The following is a 16,558-nucleotide window of genomic DNA, read 5'->3' as shown; positions in this document are numbered from 1 at the left end:
CTGAGCACCTCACATCCCCTGCGGAGGACACCGATGCGATTAGCGGCACTCGTCCTGGCGCTCCTGGCCGGACTTCTCGTTCCTGCACCCGCCCAGGCGTCACCGGGCTCACCGAACAGCCCGTTGCTGCCACCCGAGGTGGCGCGGAACCTGCACCACACGGCACCTGAGTCGACGATCTACGCGGCCGTGGCCGACTATCCGGCCGAACTTCGCGCGCTGACACGGGTTCTGGACAACTACACCAGCGCCGACGACGCCACCGTGCACGCCGGCATGATCATGCTCTACTACGGCCACAGCAACCCCGAGTTCCTGATCGCGGTGAAGGCCGAGCCCGAGATCCTGCGGGCGCTGCGCCGGTTCGTCGTCCGGAACCTGGTCCTGTTCGGCACCGATCGCGCTTACCTGGTCACCAACGCGACCCGTGAGGTCGGCAGATTTCTCCAGCACCGCGACATCGCTCCGACGGTTCGCCCCCTGCTCTCGGACCTGGCCTCGCGCGGTGACGTCGTGGGCCGGTTGGCGCCGCTGTGGGTGGGCGTCGCGGAGATGGTCGACTGGTACGACAAGGCGAACTGCCGCCGTTACGGCACGTGCGACTTCCGCGCGACGATCGACCGCCGCGTGCTGACCGTCCGGCACACCTGCAGCCCGACCCTGCGCATCCGGGCCCAGCAGCTGACCCGGACCCAGCTCCGCCAGACCTGCTCGTCGCTCGCCGGTCAGGACGCCGCGTTCCACCGGGTGGTGCGCGATCCGGGACCTGTCGCCGGTGATCAGAACACCTCGCTCGAGGTCGTGGTGTTCGACACCAGCAACGACTACCGGACCTATGCCGGGGTGCTGTTCGACATCGACACCAACAACGGCGGCATGTACCTGGAGGGCGATCCCTCTCTGAACCAGGCCCGGTTCATCGCGCACGAAGCGGACTGGCTGCCGACGTTCGCGATCTGGAACCTCAACCACGAGTACACCCACTACCTCGACGGCCGGTTCGACATGCACGGCGATTTCGAGGAGAACATGACCACGCCGACGGTGTGGTGGATCGAGGGTTTCGCGGAGTACCTCTCGTACACGTATCGCAACGAGGTCTACGCGGACGCGCTGGCGGAGGCGAAGAAGAAGACCTACGCGTTGAGCGCGCTGTTCGACACGACCTATGAGGGTGACACCAAACGTGTCTACAACTGGGGCTATCTCGCCGTGCGGTACCTGGTGGAGAAACACCCCGCGGACGTGTCGACGGTTCTCACGAAGTACCGGGCCGGTGACTGGGCGGGCGCACGGGATCACCTGACCCGCGTGATCGGCGGCCGTTACGACACCGACTGGTACGCCTGGCTCGGCGAGGTGCGCTGACGGTCAGCCCGCACCGAAGCAGAGCAACGGAATGCGGCTCGTGGCGGGGGAGGCGTCGGCCAGCGCTCTGGCCGGCGTCGCTCCCGCCGTCAGCGCGCGGTGGTAGGCGCTCATGACGTCCACCGCCAGGTCGTCGGGCACGCGGGCGACGCTGGCGATCACGCTGCTCGTGCCGGAGTGCAGCAACGCCGCGGTGAAGCCGAGCGCCTCGTCACCGGCCCGGACGGTGGCCTGCCCGACATCGCACGCGGACAGCACGACGTGGCGCGGCGCGACCTTCAGCCCGGCCACGTCGTAGGCCATCAGCGGGCCGTCGGCCAGGTCCAGGCAGGAGAACAGCACGTTGTCCGGTTCGTGATGCCCGTGCGCGACCAGGTGCGCGACGTCCACGCCGTCGAGCGCGTCCAGCACGGCTTCGACGGTGGCCGCGGCACCGGTGAGGCTGCGCGCCTCCGGGTGGATCGCGCTGATCCCGATGATCTCCTTCTCCGCGTTGTGCAGCCGCGGTCCGCTCGCGAGCAGTGCACCCGCCCGCGCCGGTGTCTGTGCGGCCTGCCTGCCGAACGACCACGTGGAGGCCGACAACGCCACCGTCACCGGCCGGCCGCGGAACTCCGGCAGCAGCCCCCAGGGCAGCACGCTGAGGTGTTTCGTCGGCACGATCACGACGTCGCGGTCGCCGAGGAAGGCGCTCAGGGGCGCCACAACCTCCGCGCTCAGCTGCCGCACGTGGTCGTCGATCGACGCGGACACCGTCGCCTCGAGCCGCGCGGGCAACCGCCTGCCGCACACCACGTCGAGGTCGTTGAGCAGCCGGACGACCGTCTCGACCACCGCGCTGGTCCGTCCGAGCGGCACCAACCGCACCTGACGCCGGTCGGCGACCAGCGCGAAGAGGCTGTCCGCGCGATCGAAGAAGCTGACCATCACCTGATCCGCCTCGCCGAGCTGCGCCTGCACCGCGCTCACACTCACCGCACGGCGTGCCGTGCCGTCGCCCTCCCACTGCCAGGTCCGCTGCCGGATGAGCCGTTCGAGCTCGGTGCACCGCGCCCGCGTGGCCGGATCCCGCCCACCGCGCACCCGGACCTCCCGCAGGTTGTGGTTCAGCTGCCGCAACTCGGCCAACGCCTCCCGCACGACCGGGTCCGCGGGCGGCCGCACGGGGGTGAGCCGGAACGACTGGGCGCGGCACCGCTCGGTCCACGAGAACACCAGCCGCGGCGAGCCACTGGTCAGCGCCAGGTCCAGCCCCCGCACCGCGAGGTCGGCCCCCGTGGTGGCGAGCGCGGCACGCAACTCGGTGCTGCCCCACCGGCTGCGCTGGGCCTGCAGCAGGTCGAGCCCTGCCCGCAGCTCGCGCAACGCGGGGCCCGGCGGGAGCTGCCCCGCGCGCACCAGCCTCCGCAGCAGCCGCACCTCGACCGGTCCGCCGCGACCGTTGACGGCCGCGCCGGGCCCACCGTGGGCGGTGTCGGCCGGGCTGGGTTGGCCGTGGGCGGCGTCGGCTGGGACGGGCTCGTCGCAACCGGCGTCGGCTGCCACGGACCCACCGCCAGCCACTGCTGCCGCCACGGGGTCACTGCGACCGGCTTCGGCCGCAACGGATCCACTGCGGTCGGCTTCGGCTGTGACGGACTCACCGTGACTGGCTTCGGCTGGGGCGGATCCAACGCGACCCGCTGCGGCCGCGACCAGCCCACCACGACCCGCCGTGGCCGTGAGGGGCTTGCCCGCCTCCAGCAGGGCGCGGGCCGCCAGCAGGTCCGCGAGGTCCGCGTCGTGGTCGAGGCCGAGTCCGCGCAGCCGGTCCGCCAGCTGTCCGCACCGCGCGGCGGCCGCGACCGCGGATCTGCCGGTGGCGAGGCGTGCGCGCATGGCGGTGAGGTCGGCGATGGCGGCCCATGCGTGGTCGCCGTGGCGGCGGAATCGGCGGCCCGCGCGCACCGCCCAGTCGCGTGCGATGTCCGGTTGGCCGGTGGCGAGGGCGGCTTGGGCGCGGGTCAGTTCGGCCCAGGCGTAGTCGACGCTGAAACGGTCGGTCGTGAACATCGCGAACGCCGAGTCCAGTTCTCGCCCGGCCTCTGCGGCTAGGCCCGCCGAGAGCAGTGCGCGGGCCTTGTCCATGGCCAGCACTGGCAGGTAGCCGGGTCCGTGTTCCGCGTAGCCGCCGGCCGCCTGCTCGAAGGCGCGCAGCGCGGCCGGGATGTCGTCGTCGAGCACGGCGCAGTAGCCCAGGGCGTGGGCCACTTTGGCCTCGGTGAGCGCGAACCCCTCGCGGGCGGCGATCTCCCCGCACACGCGCAGGTCCTCGCGTGCCCTGCCGGTCCGGCCGACGCCCATGCCGATCGCGACTCTGGTGAGCAGCGCGGAGGTCAGCGGGAACGGGGCGCCCGCGCGAATCAGCCGTGGCACGGCGGCGTCTAGCAGGCGCAGCGCCTCGGTCACGCGGCCCGCGCGGTGCAGCACCAGGGCGCGTTGTTGCCACAGGATCGGGCGGTCGTGGTCGGTGACCACGTGCTCGGCGGCGTCCAGGGTTGCCAGGCCGCGGGCGGTGTCACCCAGCTCGGCCTCGGCGAGTCCCAGGCTGATCAGCACGTGCGAGGTGAGCACGCGCAGGGGCAGCAGCTCCGGCGAGATGTCCGGTGACCAGTCGAGCAACCGCAGCGCGGCGCGCAGTTTGCGCGCTCCCGCGCCGGGTTTGCCGCTGTTGGTGAGCAGGGAGCCTTCTTCGCGCATCCGCCGCACGCGATCTTCGTGCGTCGCCTTCACGGGACCGACCCGCGCCTGGGTTGTCCTCATAGGACGATCGCGGGGGTCGCGACGGTCGCGCCGGCGGTGCGGACGACGAACTGGACCAGACCGGGCTCGGCGTCGTCGATGACGAAACGGCCCTGGGGTGAGGTTTCCACCGGGGTGGTGCTCGTCGCGGTGCGCAGTTCGAGCTCGGAGCCGGGTGGGGTGAGCCAGCCGTCGATCCGCACGTGTCCGTCGTCGTGGACCTGGAGCTGCACCATGAGCGCCACGTCGTCGCCGCACTCGAACGTGATCTGCCGGGCGGACTCGCCCCGCGTCACCGCCAGTTCCTCGGTCCGTTCGATCCGCGCGATGTCGAAGTCCTCGTCGAGGTCCACGGCGAACTGCGCGCACTCGACGAGACCGGGCGGCATGGGGTCGAGCTCGGCGTGCAGGTCGCGCAGCTCGTCGAGGACGCGAAGATCCTCGGCGTCGAACGGGGAGGGGTCGAACGGTCCGGTCATGACCCGCCTCCGCGCAGCTCGGCGTGCAGCTTGTCGAGGCACCTCTTGCGCGTCGGCCCCACGCTGCCGTGCTTCATGTCGAGTGCGTCGGCGATCATCGCGTAGTCCGGCCTCGGGATGAACGCCACGTAGCGCAGCAGCTCCCGGCAGCGCTCGTCGAGCAGCGCGACCGCCGCCCACAACCGGCGCTTCTGGTCGTCCAGGCCGGCCAGCTCCTCCGGGCCGGGCGCGGGATCGGCGCCGTCGGGCTCGTCCGCGGTGAGGACCTCCGGGCGGCTGCGGTCGCGCACGCGCCAGCACTCCCGTTTCGTGGTGGTGATCAACCAGCCGGCCAGCGCGAGCGGGTTGCGGATCTGCCGCATGTCGCGCACAAGAGAAAGCCAGGCCGTCTGCACGACGTCCTGGCTGGTCTCCCGATCGAGGCCCTGCGATCTCGCCACGTGCCACAGCAACGGGCTCAGCACCGCGACGAGCTCGTGGAACGCCCGCCGATCACCCTCCCGGGCCGCCGCGAACAAGGCCGCGGCGCCCGCGAAGGTGCGATCACCGATGTTCACGGAACCGGAACCGGCGGGGTCGGCTGCGGAATCGGCTGCGGGGTCGTCTTCGGGTTCGCCGCATTCTTCACCGCGGCCACCGCGTCGGCGGCGCGTTTCATCGCCTGCTCGGCGTTGCCGACTCCCGTCATCGCCACCGGTGCCATGTCGTGCAGGACTTTGGCGAGGTGCGCGGCGACGTGCGGTGCCGCGAACGAGCTGCCGGTCCAGACCGTGAACGGGCTGTGCGTGTGGTCGTCCACGTCCGGCGACTCCCGGTACTGCGGCAGGTCCGGCCGGTTGACCGCGGGCACCCGGACCAGCGGCTGACGGCTCGCGTTGGCGTCCTGCGGGAACGTGCTGATCACGTTCGTGCCGGTCGCGTAGCACGTCACCGACGGGCCCTCGTTGGTGAACAACGCCTTGCTGCCGTTCGGGTTGAGCGCGCCGACGGAGATGACCGGAGGCGTGGTCAGCGCGTTGCTGAAGGTGGACAGGCAGGCGGGGAAGAACCGCTGGGCCGAGGCCGAGTTGCCGGCCGCGGCCACCACGAGCACCCCGAGTGCGCGCAACTCACTGATCTTCACAGCGAGAGGGGAACCGCTTTCCTCGGCCTGGGGCCGCTCGAACAGGTAACCCATCGACAGCGACACGACGTCGACCATCTCCTTCGGGCCACCGTTCTTGATCCGCGTGACGAGTGCCCCCAGCGCCGCCACGACCGCGCTCTCCCTGGCGACGCCGTCGCTGCCCATGACGCGGACGGCCAGCACCGTCGCGTCAGGAGCGATCTGCTGGATGACACCCGCGCAGAACAGGCCGTGCCCGAAGCACCACGCCTGCGTGCCCACGAGCACGTTCCTGGTCAGCGGCTCGTCCTTGGGGTGCTCGATGACCTCGACGCGGTGACCTTGCTGCCGCAGGTACCTGCCGGCGTTCTTGACCGCCGTCTGGATCGTGGCGTCCACCTTGACGTACTCGCCGGTCTTCCACTTGGAGATGTCCGTCTCCGCGGTGTTCAGCGCAGGGATGCCCAGCCAGGTGTTGTACCCGATCCCGGTGTCGAGCACCGCGACCACCGGCCGCCGGCCCAGCGCCAGCGCGCTCTCGTCCCGCTGTTTGATCGCCGGGAGCTCCAGAGCGACCGGGCCGTCCAGGTAACCCGACCCCGCCGTACCGGGGCCGAACGGCACGAAACCCTGGATGGGACCCGGAACGCCGCCCAGGTCCCCTCCGTTCCACCTGGACGCGAACATGAGGTGGTCCAGGGAGATCTGGTCCGAGAGTTCCTTGGCGGCTCCCGCTCGGATCGCTTGCAGCGCCGTCCACGCGTCGACGACGGCGGACTCCCCGGCCGGCTGCAGGACGACGGGCACGGTCTCCAGCTCGGCGGGCAACGGGGGGAGCGCTCGCCTGCCGTCCGTGCCGTTGTCGAAGTCGGGGAGCCGCATCCCGATCGGGACGAGCAGGCTGTTGAGGCTGTCGTTGTTCTTGGCCGTCAGCTCGGCCCGCGGGATCAGCAGCACCGATGACACGTACGCGGTCGGCCGCAGCGCACGTCCGACCGCGGAGTTCGCGTCGTCCGACGGCTCCAGCACGCGTGCGCCGTGCCGTCGCAAGACCTCCTGCGGCACCTCGAACGCGAGCCCCCCGTCGTCGTTCAGCAGTGCCGCGGCGTCCTCGTTCACCGCGTCGTCGGCGTGCTGTGTCTCTGGCCAGTAGATCGTCATGTGGTTTCCCCTCCGAACCGACCGTGACTCGCCGCCGCACTGGGATCGTGGCCCGGATGCCGGAGCAGGGCAAGGCCTTTTGGCTCCGTCCGAGTGGCGGGAGTCCTCACGATTCACCACGGGTGCGCGGTGCTGCCGCCAGATACATCGGCTTTCCGGGGAAAACGTGTCAGGCGCGGACCGGCTGGTTCGCTTCCCACCAAGATCGGAACGACTGGCTCTGCAGCGCCTGGGTGGCGTAGGCGTCGGCGATCTCGGCGAACACGCGGTTCGTCTGCTCCCAGGTCAGCCGCTCCCGCCGCCATGCGAACACCAGCCGCATCCGCATCGGTGCCCCCGCCAGCGGCCGCACCGTCACCCCGGGACCGCCTTGCGAGGTCGGCTCGACCAGCTGCACCGCCTTGCCCGCCGCGATCAACTGACGGCCCGCGCCGCTCGGCATCTCGAACCGGATCCGCGGCACGTACCCGACCGCCCGGCAGGCCGCGCGCAACGCCGTCAGCGACCCGTCCTCGGCCCCCGGCGGCCCGACCCACGCCTCGCCCGCCAGGTCGGCCAGCTCCACCTCGGGCAGTGCGGCCAGCGGATGTGAGGACGGCAGCGCGATGTACACCGGCACCCACGGCACGACGATCCGCTGTGCCACCCCGCGCGGCAGCCCCAGGTCCTGCTCCTCGTCGACCGCGATCACCGCCGCGTCGAGATGCCCGTTCGCCAGCCCCAGCGCCAGCCCGGTGGAGGAGGGATCGACCACCAGGGTCACGTCGTCGAGAGCGTCCTCGAGTCGGGTGAACAACGCCGCCACGCACTCCATGTGCACCGACCCGAACCGCACAGGGCCGTCGCGCCCGGCCATGTCGGAACCGAACGCCTCCAGCTCCACCAGCAACAACCGGGCCCGCTGCAGCATCTGCGCGCCCAGCGCGGTGGGCACGGCACCGGCCCGGCCGCGTTCGAACAGCTTGCCGCCGACCAGGCGCTCGACCCGTTGCAGCAGGGTGGTGAGCGAGGGCTGGGAGATGCCGAGCTGCGTCGCCGCCCGCGAAAGGCTGCCCGCGTCCCCGATGGCGCAGATCGCCCGCAGGTGCCGGATCTCCAGTTCCATAGCCTGAGGCTATCCCCGATCTGGATTGGCGGGCTCCCTCCGTTCGAGGGGAGGCTGGCAGGAAGGACAACTCTGGAAGGACCCGAATTGGCTCGGACACGCCGCGACATGGCGAAACTGGTGGACGCGGACGGTTTCCGCACGTACATCCGCGACGGCTGGGGTGAGTGGGACAGCAACATCGACCTCCCGCCGGGCACCGCCGAGGCCGCTGCGGCCCACCGCGCCAGGCTCGCCCAGGCACTCCCCGGCAAGCGGATCGCCCTGGCCGCGGGACGCGCGCACGTCCGGTCCAACGACACGTTCCACGAGTTCCGCGCCGACAGCGACTTCGTGTGGCTGACCGGGTGCCAGGTCGAGGGCGCCGTGCTGGTGATGTCCGATGAGGACGCCACGCTGTTCGTGCCGGTGCCGTCGGAGACCCACAGCGTCGACTTCTTCGGTGACGCCGACCGCAGCCCGTTCTGGATCGGCGCCGCGGCCGGCCCGAAGGAGTGGGGTGCGGCACTCGGCATCACCGCCCGCCCGCTCGAGGACCTCGCGCACGCCCTGCGCGGCCGCCACCCCGAGACGCTCACCGCCAAGGGCCTGGACCCGCTGCTGGACGCGCTCACCGGCAGCCACAGCGACGAGCTGCGCACCGTCCTGTCCGAACTGCGCCGGATCAAGGACGACTGGGAGATCGACCAGCTGCGCCAGGCCGTCGACGCCTCGGTGAAGGGCTTCGCCGACGTCGCCATGGAACTCGGCCAGGCCGTGCGCGGCGGGGGAGAGCGCTGGTTGCAGGGCACGTTCGACCGCCGCGCCCGCACAGAGGGCAACGGCCCCGGCTACACCTCGATCGTCGCGGCCGGCCCGCACGCCCCGGTGCTGCACTGGACGCGCTGCGACGGCCGGGTGAACGACGCCGACCTGCTGCTGCTCGACGCCGGTGTCGAGATGAACAGCCTCTACACCGCGGACGTCACCCGTACGTTCCCGGTCAGCGGCGAGTTTAGCGCAGCCCAGCGCCAGGTGTACGACCTCGTCCACAGGTCACACGTCGCCGCGCTCGCGGAAGTCAAGCCGGGCAACGACTACAGCGCCTTCCACCACACCGCGATGCAGGTGCTCGCGGAGGGCCTGCACGACTGGGGCCTGCTGCCGGTCAGCGTCGACAAGGCACTCGACCCCGCCGGCCAGCACCACCGCCGCTACATCGTCTGCGGCACCGGCCACTTCCTCGGCCTCGACGTGCACGACTGCGCCGACGCCCGCCAGGAGACCTACCAGCAGGGCATCCTGGAACGCGGCATGGCGCTCACCGTCGAGCCGGGCCTGTACTTCCACCCCAACGACGAGACGCTGCCGCCGGAGCTGCGCGGCATCGGCGTGCGCATCGAGGACGACCTCGTCGTCACGTCGACGGGCGCGGACGTCCTGTCCGACGCGCTGCCGATCGAAGCCGACGACGTCGCCGCGTGGGTGCGCAAGCAGCGCTCCTGACCGCTGGCTGTTGAGGCGTCTGCAAGTACAACCAACTCGCAGTTGGTAGTACTTGCAGACGCCAAACCAGCAGTCCTAGGTGGACGGAGTGGAGCGGGCCCAGGCGAACGTGAGTTCCACGGCCCGCTTCCAGTTCGCGTACTCGTTCTCGCGGTGCCGCGCGTCCATCACCGGGTTCCACTGCGCGGCCAGGTGCCAGTTGCGCCGCAACCCCTCCAGGTCCGGCCAGAACCCGGCGGCGAGCCCCGCGGCGTAGGCGGCGCCCAGTGACACGGTCTCGGCGACGAGCGGCCGCATCACCGGGATGTCCAGCACGTCCGCGATGAACTGCATCAGCAGGTGGTCGGCGGTCATCCCGCCGTCCACCTTCAGCACCGGCGTCGGCGCCCCGAGGTCGGCGTTCATCGCGTCGACGACCTCCCGCGTCTGCCAGCCGGTCGCCTCCAGCACGGCCCGCGCCAGGTGGCCCTTGTTGATGTACGAGGTCAGCCCGACGACCAGTCCGCGGGCCTGGGCGAGCCAATGCGGAGCGAACAGGCCGGAGAACGCCGGCACGATGTAGCAGCCGCCGTTGTCCTTCACCGTGCGCGCCAGGGTCTCGATCTCCGGCGCGCTGTGGATCAGCCCGAGGTTGTCGCGGAACCACTGCACCAGCGACCCGGCGACCGCGATCGACCCCTCCAGCGCGTAGGTCGGTTCCGGGCCGATCTGGTAGCCGATCGTCGTCAGCAGCCCGTGCTTCGACCGCACCAGCTCGGTGCCGGTGTTCATCAACAGGAACCCGCCGGTGCCGTAGGTGCCCTTGATCGCGCCCTTCTCGAAGCACGTCTGCCCGAACAACGCCGCGTGCTGGTCGCCCAGCGCCGCGGTGATCGCGATGCCCGGCACCACCCGCGTGGTCTTGCCGTTGATCTCGGACGACGGCCGGATCTCGGGCAGCATCGACGCGGGCACGCCGAAGAACTCCAGCAGCATCGGATCCCACTGCCGGGTGCTGAGGTTCATCAGCATGGTCCGCGACGCGTTGGTCACGTCGGTGACGTGCAGGCCGCCGTTCACGCCGCCGGTGAGGTTCCAGATCAGCCAGGTGTCCATCGTGCCGAACAGGACGTCGCCGCGTTCCGCCTTCTCGCGCAGGCCGGCGACGTTGTCCAGCATCCAACGCAACGACGGCGCGGAGAAGTAGGTCGCGAGCTGCAGGCCGCAGCGGTCGCGGACCTCCTCGACGCCGGGCTTCTTCCCGAGCTCGGCAACGAGTTCCTCGGTGCGGATGTCCTCCCAGACGATCGCGCGTCCGATCGGGACACCGGTGTGCCGGTCCCACAGCACGAACGTCTCGCGCTGGTTCGTGATGCCCAGCGCGACGACCTGGTCGGCGGTGATTCCCGCCTGCCGCAACGCCTGCGGCATGATCCGGTCGACGTTGCGCCAGATCTCCACGGCGTCCTGCTCGACCCAGCCGGGCCGCGGGTGGTACTGCCGGTGCTCGCGCTGGGCGACCGCGACCAGGCGGGCGTTCTGGTCGAACACGATGCAGCGCGTCGACGTCGTCCCCTGGTCGATCGCCATCACAAACCGTTGCACGCCGAGCCCTTCAGTTCTCGTCGACGAGAGAAGTGGTGACCGCTTCAGCGGCCTGGCTGACCTGGCGCACGAGCGTCGCGCGCGGCCGTCCCGTGGAGTCGCACAACCGGTCCACCGCACCGGAGATGCCGATCGCACCGACCACGAGACCGCCCGGGATCCGGATGGGCGCGGCGATGCTCGCCTCGCCCGGCATGTACTCCTCAGCCTCGCCTGCCCAGCCCTGCGCGCGTACCTCCGTCAGCACCCTCTCCAACGCCTGCGCGCGGACGATCGTCCTGCGGGTCAGCGACGTGAGCTCCCGCCGGCGTGCGGCCGCCGACAGGTCAGGGTCGTAGGCGAGCAGCACCTTGCCGAGCGCGGTGGCGTGCAGCGGCAGCATCGCGCCGATGCCGAGTGTTTGCGCAGAGTCATCAGGCCGGAACACGTGGTGCACGACGAGCACGGCGCCGTCGTGGTGCATGCCGATCCTGACCTCCTGGCCCGACCGCGCGGCGAGCGTGTCGGCCCAGTTGATCGATCGAGAACGCAGTTCGTTCGCGTCGAGGTAGGACGTTCCCAGGTGCAGCAGGGCCGCGCCGAGCCGGTAGCGGCCGGTCGCCTGGTCCTGTTCGACGAACTCGACCCGTTGCAGCGTACGGAGAATCCCGTGCGCGGTGCCTCGCGCGAGACCGAGCGAGTCGGCTATCTCTGTGAGACCGTGGTGGCCGGAGCCACGCGCGAGCAGCCGCAGCACGGCTGCGGCGCGTTCGATCGACTGGATGGGTCCCGGCACGCGTGAAACGTAATTGAGACGACCCGTGTCGGCAATGTCGAACAGCTACGACGGCCATCACCCCTGGAAACAGGCCTGAAACGCCTTGTCTGCGCGCAGCGTGACCGGTTGGTCACACCTTCGGGGGTCGAGGGTGTCGACATTGTCGAAACGTCGGTGTTGAGCAGGAGTGACCTGCGTCATTACGTTCCGCCTCAATCACCACGGGGTGATCAGCCGTTCAAGGACGATTGGGAGGCCAGCGTGGGTCTCGGGTCAGTGTTCCTCAGCGAGGTGCTCGGTACGGGTGTCCTGCTGTTGCTGGGTGCGGGCGTGGTGGCCAACGTGCTGCTCGCCAAGTCGAAGGGGTTCGACGGCGGCTGGCTGTTGATCAACTTCGGCTGGGGACTCGGTGTCTTCGCCGGTGTGTACGTCGCCTACAAGTCGGGCGCCCACCTCAACCCGGCGGTGACCGTCGGCATTCTGACCAGCGGTGCGGCCGAGTACGCCCCTGGTGTTCCCGTCGGCTTCGGCTCGACGCTCGTGTACTTCGCCGGTGAGATGCTCGGCGCGTTCCTCGGTGCCGTGCTCGCCTGGCTCGCGTACAAGCCGCACTTCGACGAGACTCCCGACGAGGGTCTCAAGCTCGCGGTCTTCTCCACCGGCCCGGCGATCCGCAGCTACACCTGGAACCTGGTGTGCGAGATCATCGGCACGTTCGTCCTGGTCTTCGTGATCCTCGCGTTCGGCAAGACGCCGACCCAGATCGGCCCGCTGGCCGCGGCGCTGCTGGTCGTCGGTATCGGCGCCTCCCTCGGCGGCCCCACCGGCTACGCGATCAACCCGGCCCGCGACCTCGGCCCGCGCATCGCGCACGCCCTGCTGCCGCTGTCCTACCGGGGTACCGACGGCGAGGCCGTGGGCAAGAAGGACTCCGACTGGAGCTACTCCTGGGTGCCGGTCGTCGGCCCGCTCATCGGCGGTGCGCTCGCCGGTGTGATCGCCTCGCTCGCGTTCTGACGCTGACCATCCCGAAAGGACTTTTCGATGACGCAGTACGTTCTCGCCGTCGACCAGGGCACGACCAGCACGCGGGCGATCATCTTCGACCACAGCGGCTCCATCGTCGCCGTGGGCCAGAAGGAGCACGAGCAGATCTTCCCGCGGGCCGGCTGGGTCGAGCACAACCCGGTGGAGATCTCCGAGAACACCCGGTTCGTGATCGGTCAGGCGCTCTCGACCGCCGACCTCAACACCGGTGACCTCGCCGCCGTCGGCATCACCAACCAGCGCGAGACCGCGGTGGTGTGGGACAAGAACACCGGCGAACCCGTCTACAACGCGATCGTCTGGCAGGACACCCGCACGCAGGCGATCGTCGAGGAGCTCGGCGCGCTCGGCGGCGGTGCCGACCGCTACAAGGCGAAGGTCGGCCTGCCGCTGGCGACCTACTTCTCCGCGCCCAAGATCCGCTGGATCCTCGACAACGTCGAGGGCGCCCGTGAGCGCGCCGAAGCCGGCGACCTGCTGTTCGGCAACACCGACACGTGGACGCTGTGGAACCTCACCGGCGGCCCCAACGGCGGTGTGCACGCCACCGACGTCACCAACGCGTCGCGCACCATGCTGATGGACCTCGACACCCTGCAGTGGGACGAGGGCATCGCTGCCGAGATGGGCATTCCGCTGTCCATGCTCCCGGAGATCCGTTCCTCCTCCGAGGTGTACGGCAACGGCGGTCCGGGCGGTGTGCTCAAGGGCGTGCCGATCGCGGGCATCCTCGGCGACCAGCAGGCCGCGACGTTCGGCCAGGCCTGCTACGAGCCGGGCACCGCGAAGAACACCTACGGCACCGGCAACTTCATGCTTCTGAACACCGGTACCGAGAAGGTCGCGTCGAAGAACGGTCTGCTGACGACCGTGTGCTACAAGATCGGCGACGAGGCTCCCGTCTACGCGCTGGAAGGCTCGATCGCGGTCACCGGCTCGCTGGTGCAGTGGCTGCGCGACAACCTCGGCATCATCTCGTCGGCTCCCGAGATCGAGACGCTCGCGCGGTCGGTCGAGGACAACGGTGGCGCGTACTTCGTGCCGGCGTTCTCCGGCCTGTTCGCGCCGTACTGGCGGGCGGACGCGCGCGGCGCGGTCGTCGGCCTCACCCGGTTCGTCAACAAGGGCCACCTGGCGCGTGCCGTGCTGGAGGCGACGGCGTTCCAGACCCGTGAGGTCCTGGACGCGATGAACGCCGACTCCGGTGTGCCGCTGACCGAGCTGAAGGTCGACGGCGGCATGGTCCAGAACGAGCTGCTCATGCAGTTCCAGGCGGACGTGCTCGACGTGCCGGTGGTGCGTCCGGTCGTCGCCGAGACGACCGCGCTGGGTGCCGCGTACGCCGCCGGTCTGGCTGTCGGCTACTGGTCGTCGCTGGACGAGCTGCGCGCGAACTGGGCCGAGGACAAGCGCTGGACGCCCGAGCTCGACTCCGACGAGCGCGAGCGCGAGTACCGCAACTGGAAGAAGGCCGTCACCAAGTCGTTCGACTGGGTCGACGCCGACGTTCGCTGATTCTCTTCTGCTGGTTCTCTTCCGCTGATTCTCTTAGGGGAGCTGAAGGTGTTCGCAAGGCTGGATCCGGCTCGGCGTGCTGACTCGCTTGCCGCTTTGGGCAGCACGGAGTTCGACGTGCTCGTCGTCGGCGGTGGTGTGGTCGGCGCGGGTGCCGCTCTCGACGCGGCGTCGCGAGGACTCTCCGTCGCGCTCGTCGAGGCGAACGACTGGGCGTCCGGTACGTCGAGCCGGTCCAGCAAGCTCGTCCACGGCGGGCTGCGGTACCTGGAACAGCTGGAGTTCAAGCTGGTCCGGGAAGCTCTGAAGGAACGCGGACTTCTGCTGCGCCGGCTCGCACCGCACCTGGTGCGGCCGGTGCCGTTCCTCTTTCCGTTGAAGAAGCAGTGGGAACGCGCCTACGTCGGTGCGGGTGTGCTGCTGTACGACTCGATCGGTGGCGCGGGGGCGGTGCCGATGCATCGGCACCTGTCTCGTTCGAAGATGGCGGCGGTTGGGCCGTCGATTGATTCAGAGGCTTTTGCCGGCGCGATTCGGTACTACGACGCGCAGATGGACGATGCTCGGCTGGTGTCCACGCTGGTTCGGACGGCTGCTCAGCATGGTGCGACGGTGGTGTCGCGGGCTCGGGTCACGTCGCTGGTGCGTGTTGACGGCAGGGTTTCCGGTGCGTCGGTTCGGGATGAGCTGTCTGGAGTTACGCACGTGGTGCGGGCTCGGCGGGTGATCAGTGCTACCGGGGTGTGGACGGATTCGCTGAACGCTTTGAGCCCTGGGGTGCCGCCGTTCCACGTGCGGATGTCCAAGGGTGTGCACGTGTTGGTGGATCGGTCGAAGATCGAGTTGGACGGTGGGTTGATCACGCAGACCGAGAAGTCGGTGCTGTTCGTGATTCCCTGGGGTGCTTACTGGATCATCGGGACCACGGACACGCCCTACTCCGGGGATCCGTCTGAGGTCAGCGCGAGTTCTGAGGATGTTCAGTACATCCTGGACCACGTCAACGCTGTGTTGCGGTCGCCGCTGTCGGTTGAGGATGTTGTTGGGTCGTATGCGGGGTTGCGGCCGTTGCTCGACGGGGCGTCTGGGGACACGGCGAAGTTGTCGCGTGAGCATGCGGTGGCTGAGCCGGAGCCTGGGTTCTTCGTGATTGCTGGGGGGAAGTACACGACCTACCGGGTCATGGCTGCCGACGTGGTGAATGCCGCGGTGTCCGGGCTTGGGCGAGCGGTGGCGCCGTCGTTGACCGCGAAGCTGCCGTTGTGTGGTGCGGTCGGGTACCAAGAGCTGTGGGCGGACCGGGCTCGAGTCGCTGCGGAGTCCGGCCTGCCCACGTCCACTGTGGAGCGACTGCTGCGGCGGTACGGGTCCGCGGTGTCGGATGTGTTGGCGTTGATCGCGCAGGATTCGTCGTTGGGTGCGTCCGTGGCCGGGTATTTGGCGGCGGAGGTTGTTTACGCGGTTACGCATGAGGGTGCGTTGGGGTTGGAAGACGTGTTGGCGCGGCGGACTCGGATTGCTATGGAGCATCTGGATTTCGGGGCGTCGGTCGCGGGGGAGGTGGCGGATCTGATCGCGGGGCCGTTGGGGTGGTCTGCTGCTGAGCGGGATGCTGCGGTTGAGGCTTACCGGGCCCGTACCGAGTTGGCTGCCCGGACGGGAACGTGACAGTGAGATGGACGGCGCTGAGCTGATCGAGAGATTGCGGCGGGAAGGTGGGTTTCGGCTACTGCCGTTGCTGGGGAACACCGGGCAGGTTGCTGGGGTGCATCTGAGCCGGTTTCTTCCCGGTGGGCATCTCGAGGTGGTCCAGGCTTGGGATGAGCGGTGGGCCGCGTATGCGCGGATGCCGGATGCGGTGGATGTGGGGGCGCCGTTTGTGGGGCCTGGTGGTGGGGTGGTGCGGAGTGGGCCGTTTGGTCGGGTTGTGGCTCCGTTGTTGCCGATTCAGTCTGGGATTGTTGGTGGCTGAGGGCTCCGCCCTCAGACTCCCGACACTCCCAAAAGAGCCCCCTACGCCGTGCGTGGGTTGATGGCACGCCTGTTGCGTTGGGCGGAGTTGCGTTGCGTGGGTGGTTGCGTTTGGGGTGGTGGGCTCCCCCGTCTAGCGCGCCAGAGCGAGCCACGGCAGGGGAGGGATGTCAAGTCCGACGAAAAGCGTGTCGGACTTG

The 16,558-nt window shown here is 69.7% G+C and carries 12 protein-coding genes; 5 read left to right on the top strand and 7 right to left on the bottom strand.

Annotated elements, in window-relative coordinates; all coding sequences use genetic code 11:
• Positions 1–33 precede the first annotated feature (33 nt).
• Entirely contained in the window at positions 34–1,368 is a 1,335-nt protein-coding gene (locus ACWGE0_RS18540; RefSeq protein WP_452262105.1) for a collagenase, read from the top strand.
• Between the two features lie 3 nt (positions 1,369–1,371).
• Here the strand turns inward: ACWGE0_RS18540 and ACWGE0_RS18535 are convergent, their stop codons facing one another.
• The 5 genes from ACWGE0_RS18535 to ACWGE0_RS18515 all read right to left on the bottom strand — a co-directional run bounded on the left by ACWGE0_RS18535 (position 1,372) and on the right by ACWGE0_RS18515 (position 7,999).
• Positions 1,372–4,170, bottom strand: a complete 2,799-nt coding sequence (locus ACWGE0_RS18535; RefSeq protein WP_452262104.1) for a CHAT domain-containing protein — start codon at positions 4,168–4,170, stop codon at positions 1,372–1,374.
• Entirely contained in the window at positions 4,167–4,628 is a 462-nt protein-coding gene (locus ACWGE0_RS18530) for a hypothetical protein (RefSeq protein ID WP_452262103.1), read from the bottom strand. The genes ACWGE0_RS18535 and ACWGE0_RS18530 overlap by 4 nt, the downstream gene beginning before the upstream one ends.
• The gene (locus ACWGE0_RS18525; protein WP_452262102.1) at positions 4,625–5,185 is read right to left on the bottom strand and encodes an RNA polymerase sigma factor; all 561 of its coding nucleotides are present in this window, start codon (positions 5,183–5,185) and stop codon (positions 4,625–4,627) included. Before ACWGE0_RS18525 ends, ACWGE0_RS18530 begins: the two co-directional genes overlap by 4 nt.
• On the bottom strand, positions 5,182–6,894 hold the full coding sequence (locus ACWGE0_RS18520) for a S8 family peptidase (protein WP_452262101.1): 1,713 nt from the start codon (positions 6,892–6,894) through the stop codon (positions 5,182–5,184). Before ACWGE0_RS18520 ends, ACWGE0_RS18525 begins: the two co-directional genes overlap by 4 nt.
• 169 nt (positions 6,895–7,063) lie before the next feature.
• A complete protein-coding gene (locus tag ACWGE0_RS18515) occupies positions 7,064–7,999 on the bottom strand; it encodes a LysR family transcriptional regulator (protein WP_452262100.1) in 936 nt (311 codons plus the stop codon).
• 108 nt (positions 8,000–8,107) lie between these two features.
• Between ACWGE0_RS18515 and ACWGE0_RS18510 the strand changes: the two genes are divergently transcribed.
• Complete coding sequence (locus ACWGE0_RS18510) at positions 8,108–9,484, top strand: aminopeptidase P family protein (RefSeq protein ID WP_452262264.1); 1,377 nt, start codon at positions 8,108–8,110, stop codon at positions 9,482–9,484.
• Between the two features lie 75 nt (positions 9,485–9,559).
• Here the strand turns inward: ACWGE0_RS18510 and glpK (ACWGE0_RS18505) are convergent, their stop codons facing one another.
• A complete protein-coding gene (glpK, locus tag ACWGE0_RS18505; protein WP_452262263.1) occupies positions 9,560–11,053 on the bottom strand; it encodes a glycerol kinase GlpK in 1,494 nt (497 codons plus the stop codon).
• A 25-nt stretch (positions 11,054–11,078) separates the two neighbouring features.
• Positions 11,079–11,843 (bottom strand): IclR family transcriptional regulator, encoded by a 765-nt coding sequence (locus ACWGE0_RS18500; protein ID WP_452262099.1) that lies wholly within the window; start codon positions 11,841–11,843, stop codon positions 11,079–11,081.
• A 243-nt stretch (positions 11,844–12,086) separates the two neighbouring features.
• Here ACWGE0_RS18500 and ACWGE0_RS18495 point away from each other — a divergent pair, with 243 nt between their 5' ends.
• From ACWGE0_RS18495 to glpD, 3 genes are read left to right on the top strand one after another with little or no spacing between them, the layout of a single operon-like run.
• Positions 12,087–12,842 (top strand): MIP/aquaporin family protein, encoded by a 756-nt coding sequence (locus tag ACWGE0_RS18495; protein WP_452262098.1) that lies wholly within the window; start codon positions 12,087–12,089, stop codon positions 12,840–12,842.
• A 27-nt stretch (positions 12,843–12,869) separates the two neighbouring features.
• Positions 12,870–14,387 carry a glycerol kinase GlpK gene (gene glpK / locus ACWGE0_RS18490; RefSeq protein ID WP_452262097.1) on the top strand — a complete coding sequence of 506 codons (1,518 nt, stop codon included), beginning with the start codon at positions 12,870–12,872 and terminating at the stop codon, positions 14,385–14,387.
• Positions 14,388–14,435: 48 nt separating this feature from the next.
• Positions 14,436–16,055, top strand: a complete 1,620-nt coding sequence (gene glpD / locus ACWGE0_RS18485; protein ID WP_452262096.1) for a glycerol-3-phosphate dehydrogenase — start codon at positions 14,436–14,438, stop codon at positions 16,053–16,055.
• The last annotated feature ends 503 nt before the right edge of the window (positions 16,056–16,558 follow it).

The organism is Lentzea sp. NPDC054927, from assembly GCF_053610285.1.
Note: the sequence above shows the minus strand (reverse complement) of the source record. Positions and strands in the feature narration are given on the sequence as shown.

Coding starts and splice junctions, on each gene's coding strand:
- ACWGE0_RS18540 (WP_452262105.1), top strand. CDS start 34: ATGCGATTAGCGGCACTCGTCCTGGCGCTCCTGGCCGGACTTCTCGTT.
- ACWGE0_RS18535 (WP_452262104.1), bottom strand. CDS start 4,170: ATGAGGACAACCCAGGCGCGGGTCGGTCCCGTGAAGGCGACGCACGAA.
- ACWGE0_RS18530 (WP_452262103.1), bottom strand. CDS start 4,628: ATGACCGGACCGTTCGACCCCTCCCCGTTCGACGCCGAGGATCTTCGC.
- ACWGE0_RS18520 (WP_452262101.1), bottom strand. CDS start 6,894: ATGACGATCTACTGGCCAGAGACACAGCACGCCGACGACGCGGTGAAC.
- ACWGE0_RS18515 (WP_452262100.1), bottom strand. CDS start 7,999: ATGGAACTGGAGATCCGGCACCTGCGGGCGATCTGCGCCATCGGGGAC.
- ACWGE0_RS18510 (WP_452262264.1), top strand. CDS start 8,108: ATGGCGAAACTGGTGGACGCGGACGGTTTCCGCACGTACATCCGCGAC.
- glpK (WP_452262263.1), bottom strand. CDS start 11,053: ATGGCGATCGACCAGGGGACGACGTCGACGCGCTGCATCGTGTTCGAC.
- glpK (WP_452262097.1), top strand. CDS start 12,870: ATGACGCAGTACGTTCTCGCCGTCGACCAGGGCACGACCAGCACGCGG.